Below are 4,979 nucleotides of genomic sequence, written 5' to 3' on the forward strand. Positions count from 1 at the left end.
GGCGTCCCGGGCTACTACCCGGCCGCGAACCCCCCGAACCTCTGGACGGCCTACGACGCCGTCGCCGCCGACTGGGTCGTCTCGGCCGGGACCGGCGAGGCGCTCGAGCCCGGCCGGGCCTTCCGCTGGCGGATGTACGACCGGAACGTCGGCAACCCCGACGTCTCCCGGTCGGTCGAGCTCCCGTTCACGCTCTCGACGACGCTCCCGCCGAACACGGCCGACGTGACCGTCGAGCTCCAGACGGGCGGGTCCCGGTTCAACTACCTCGCGAACCCGTTCGGCGTCGCGCTCGACGTGACGGGGGTGTTCGGGTGGCCCGGCGGCGAGAACGTGGCCCCGATCTTCGGGGTCGAGGTCTACGACGAGCTCGCCGCGTCGTGGGTCGCCCCGACCGGGCCGATCGCGCCCTGGGAGTCGTTCCGGGTCCGGGCCAAGGGCCCGCTCGTCAACGGCGACCCCCGGACGCTGACGATCCCGTACCCGGCGGCCCCGCCGGTCGCCTCGGCCCGTGAGGCCGCCGAGGCGCTGACGGCCGTCGACCGCGCCTCCGACGTCGCGCGCCTCCCGTTCACGGTCTCGGGCCGGACGGCCGACGGCGGCCGCCTCGCCGGCTCGTTCGCCGTCGCGTTCACCGACGCCGCCCGGGCCGCGCTCGACGACCACGACGCCCCGGCGACGGCCCCGCTCGCCGAGGCGGCCCTCACGGCCGGCGCCCGCGTCGGCGCCGGGCTCCTCGCCGTCGACGCCCGGCCGTTCGCGGCCGGCGAGGTCCCGCTCGCCCTCGACGCCCGCGGGGCCGCGCGGACGATGACGCTCCGGTGGGACGCCAGCGCGCTCCCGGCCGGGCTCCCCGTCGCGCTCGTCGACCTCGCGACGGGCACGGAGGTCGACGTCCGGGCCCGGACCTCGTACACGTTCGACGTCGCCGAGCGGGCGGCGCGGACGGAGGCCGAGCTCGACGGGGCCGGCGAGCTCGCCGACCCGTCGGGGGCCACGGACCGGTTCGTCCTCCGGGTCGGGGCGGCCCCGGCCGACGCCGGGTCCGTCGGGGCCCTCGAGGTGACGGCCGTCGCGCCGAACCCGTCGAGCTCGACGGCCCGCGTCGCGTTCGCCGTCCCGACGGGGGGCCGGGCCCGCGTGTCGGTCGTCGACGTCCGGGGCCGGGAGGTCGCCGTGTTGGTCGACGGGGTCGTCGCGGCGGGCCGGCACGAGGCGGTCCTCGAGTCGGCCGGGCTCGCGGCGGGGGTGTACCTCGTCCGGGTCGAGGCCGGCGGGCGGGTCGCGACGCGCCAGGCCGCCGTCATCCGGTAGCGCCGAGAGGCCGCCTCTCCCCCGAGCCTCCGCGCCCCAGTCCCCCCCAGTGGGTGGCTGGGGCGCGGCGCGGTCAGGCCCACCCGTTGAGCCTCGGGCACTCACCACATGACAAACTGCGAGAAACAGAACAGGGAATCTGTAGCGCAACGGATCGGCGCGCGTGAACGGGTTTCATGGAAGGGCAGATTTGTCAGATCACTATTCTGCCGTTAGCCTTTCTCTGCGTCTCCGAGCCGCTCCCCCCCGCTCTTCCGGCCACCGAGCGAGGATGTCTATTTACCCACCCGGGGGCTGGTAGCGGTTCCATGCACGGTCCCAGAGCTCGGGCGCCGAGAGAGGCTGGAAAATGTGGGGTTGAGGCCTTCGCGGATTGTTCAACCCCGATATATTCGCAGCGCAGTGGCCCATCCGGCTGGCCGCGGGCGTCGCCGCGGCCCGGTCGGACCCGTCCGATCATCCTCCCCCTGGGCTTCCATCCATCCCCAACCCATGTCACGACTCCTACTTGTCAGCGCCCTCGCGCTAGGACTGGCGACGTCCGCGTACGCCCAGTCCTCTTCCCTGTCGCCGAGCGCCGAACGTGCGGCGCTCGACTACCTCCGTGCCGAGGCGCCGTCCATGGCGCTGTCCGCCTCGGACGTGAGCGACCTCGTCGTCGCCTCCGGCCACCGGAGCGCCCTGAGCGGCATCAACTACGTCTACGTCCAGCAGCGCCGCGGGGGCATCCCCGTCGCCGGGGGCCTCGTGACCGTGGCCGTGAACGGCCAGGGGGAGGTGGTCCACGCGGCCGGCTCGCTCGTCCCGGACCTTAACGCCTCGTCGACGACCAGCGTCACCTCGCTGTCGGCGTCGCAGGCCGTCGAGATGGCGGCCGCGCTCGTCGGCACCGCGGGCGTTCCAACCTCACCGATCGAGGTTGAGTCGGGCCCGACGCGCCGCACGTCGTTCGGCCAGGTGGCCGGCTACGACGTCACGGCCCAGCTGACGTACGTCCCGCGAGGCCGCTCGGTCGCCCTCGCGTGGGAGGCCCAGGTCCCGACGAAGGACGCCGATCACCTCTGGGTCGTCCGCCTCGACGCGGCGACCGGCGCCGAGCTCTCGCGCCACGACCTCGTCGTGAACGACGCGTGGGGCCGGCCGAGCTCGCACGCCCACCCGTCCGAGGCGGCCGACGCTCCGGCCTCGATGGCGCCCTTCGTGGCGACCGTCCCGAGCCCGAACCTCGCCGCCGCGACGACGCCAGCGGACGGCTCGAGCTACCTCGTCTACCCCATCCCCTACGAGAGCCCGATCCACTCGCCGACGGTCCCGCCGGCGGACGGCCGCGTGACGGTCGACGAGCCCGCTGACGCCACGGCTTCGCCGTACGGTTGGCACGACACGGACGGCGCCGCCGGCGCCGAGTACACGATCACGTGGGGCAACAACGTCCGGGCCTACCAGGACCGGAACGACGACAACACCGGCGTCGCGGGCGACTCGCCGGACTGCGGCGCGGGCCTCGACTGCGTGTTCCCGATCGACCTCACGCAGGCGCCCTCGACGTACACGTCGGCGGCGACCGCGAACCTGTTCTACTGGAACAACATCATCCACGACGTCCTCTACCACTACGGGTTCGACGAGGCCTCGGGCAACTTCCAGGCGAACAACTATGGCAACGGCGGCCTCGGCAACGACTACGTCCGGGCGGAGGCCCAGGACGGCGCCAACGTCGGCAAGTCGAACAACGCCAACTTCGGCACGCCCTCCGACGGCTCCCCGCCGCGGATGCAGATGTTCGAGTGGACGACGGCCACGCCGCGCCTCGACGGCGACCTCGATGCCGGCATCATCATCCACGAGTACGGCCACGGCGTCTCGAACCGCCTCACCGGCGGCCCGGCCAACGTCGGCTGCCTCAACAACCCGGAGCAGATGGGCGAGGGCTGGAGCGATTACCTCGGCCTCATGCTGACCCAGCAGGTGGGCGACACCGGCCCGATGGGCCGCGGCATCGGCACGTACGCGCTCAACGAGCCGACGACGGGCCCCGGCATCCGCCCGGCCCGGTACTCGACGGACTTCGGCGTGAACGCCTTCACCTACGGCGACATCGGCGGACTCGCGGTCCCGCACGGCGTCGGCTTCGCGTGGGCGACCGCCCTCTGGGAGATGACGTGGGAGCTCATCGACGCCTACGGCTACGACCCCGACGTCTATGACGCCACCGGCGACGCGGGCAACCAGATCGCCCTCGCCCTCGTGATGGAGGGGATGAAGCTCCAGCCCTGCTCGCCGGGCTTCGTCGACGGCCGCGACGCCATCCTCGCTGCCGACGCCGCGCTCTACCCCGACCCCGGGGCCCCGGGCCGCGGCCTCCACTACGACGAGATCTGGGCCGGCTTCGCCCGCCGCGGCCTCGGCTACTCGGCAGACCAGGGCTCGTCCACCTCCACGACGGACGGGACGGAGGCCTTCGACACGCCGATCGTCGCCGGCGCCGTCGAGATCTCCCCGACCTCGCTCGCGTTCAACCTGACGCCGGGCGGCACGTCCAGCAGCGAGGTCACGATCTCGAACACCGGCGCGCCGGGTGACGGCGACGTCCAGTACACCGCGTCCATCACGCGCCTGGACCAGCCGGAGGAAGATGGCTTCGGCGCCGGCGGCCCGGACTCGTTCGGGTACGCCTGGATCGACTCCGACGAGCCGGGCGGCCCGGCCGTCGACTTCCAGGACATCTCGGGCACCGGCACGGCCGTGACGTTCACGCCCGCCGGGTCCTTCCCCGCGGCCGACGAGGGGTACGCCGACGTGGCCCTCCCGTTCACGTTCCCGTTCTACGGCGCCGACAAGTCGACCATCCGGGTCTATTCGAACGGGTTCGCCACGTTCTCGTCAGCCGTCGGCGACACCTACACCAACCCGAGCAGCTTCCCGGGCGCGAGCGGACCGACGAACGTCAACGACGTGATCGCCCCGTTCTGGGACGACCTCGACGGAAGCGTCGGCGGGGCGACCTACACCGGGACGCTCGGCGACGGCCGGTTCGTGATCCAGTGGGACGGGGTCCCGCGGTTCAGCGAGCCCGGCTCGGCCATGACGTTCCAGATCCTCCTCTCGGCCGACGGGCTCATCGAGTTCCAGTACGAGACGATGACCGGGACGGTCACGAGCGCCGCCACCGGCCTCGAGAACGCTGACCAGACGATCGGCCTCGAAGTCGCGGCCAACGAGGCGTACGTCGCCTCGAACAAGGCCGTCCTCTTCTACAGCCCGATCCTCTGGGCCTCGGTCGCCCCGACCTCCGGGACGATTGATGAGGGCGCCTCGGACGACGTCACGGTCTCGGTCGACGCCACGGAGCTGCCGGCCGGCATCTACACGGCCGACCTGACGATCGAGACGAACGATCCCGACGCGCTCATCACCGTCGTGCCGATTAGCCTCACGGTGGCCGACGACGGGTCGATCTCGATCGTGGTCGAGGGCGCCCGCGGGATGCGGTACCTCGGGGCCCCCGCCGTCGGCGTGACCGTCGACGACCTCGCCGCCCAGAACCTCGTCCGCGGCGTCCCGGGCTACTACCCGGCCGCGAACCCCCCGAACCTCTGGACGGCCTACGACGCCGTCGCCGCCGACTGGGTCGTCTCGGCCGGGACCGGCGAGGCGCTCGAGCC

General features: G+C 72.8%; 2 protein-coding genes. Both read left to right on the forward strand.

Features of this window, described 5'->3' with window-relative positions; genetic code table 11:
* Positions 1-1,314: T9SS type A sorting domain-containing protein (locus tag BSZ37_RS00005; RefSeq protein WP_143537517.1), on the forward strand; the 1,314-nt coding region annotated here is incomplete at its 5' end.
* Between the two features lie 492 nt (positions 1,315-1,806).
* The coding region (locus BSZ37_RS00010) for a M36 family metallopeptidase (protein WP_095508574.1) at positions 1,807-4,979 on the forward strand (3,173 nt) is incomplete at its 3' end.

Origin of the sequence: Rubrivirga marina, from assembly GCF_002283365.1 — a bacterium.
In the GTDB taxonomy this organism is placed as follows: Bacteria; Bacteroidota; Rhodothermia; order Rhodothermales; family Rubricoccaceae; genus Rubrivirga; species Rubrivirga marina.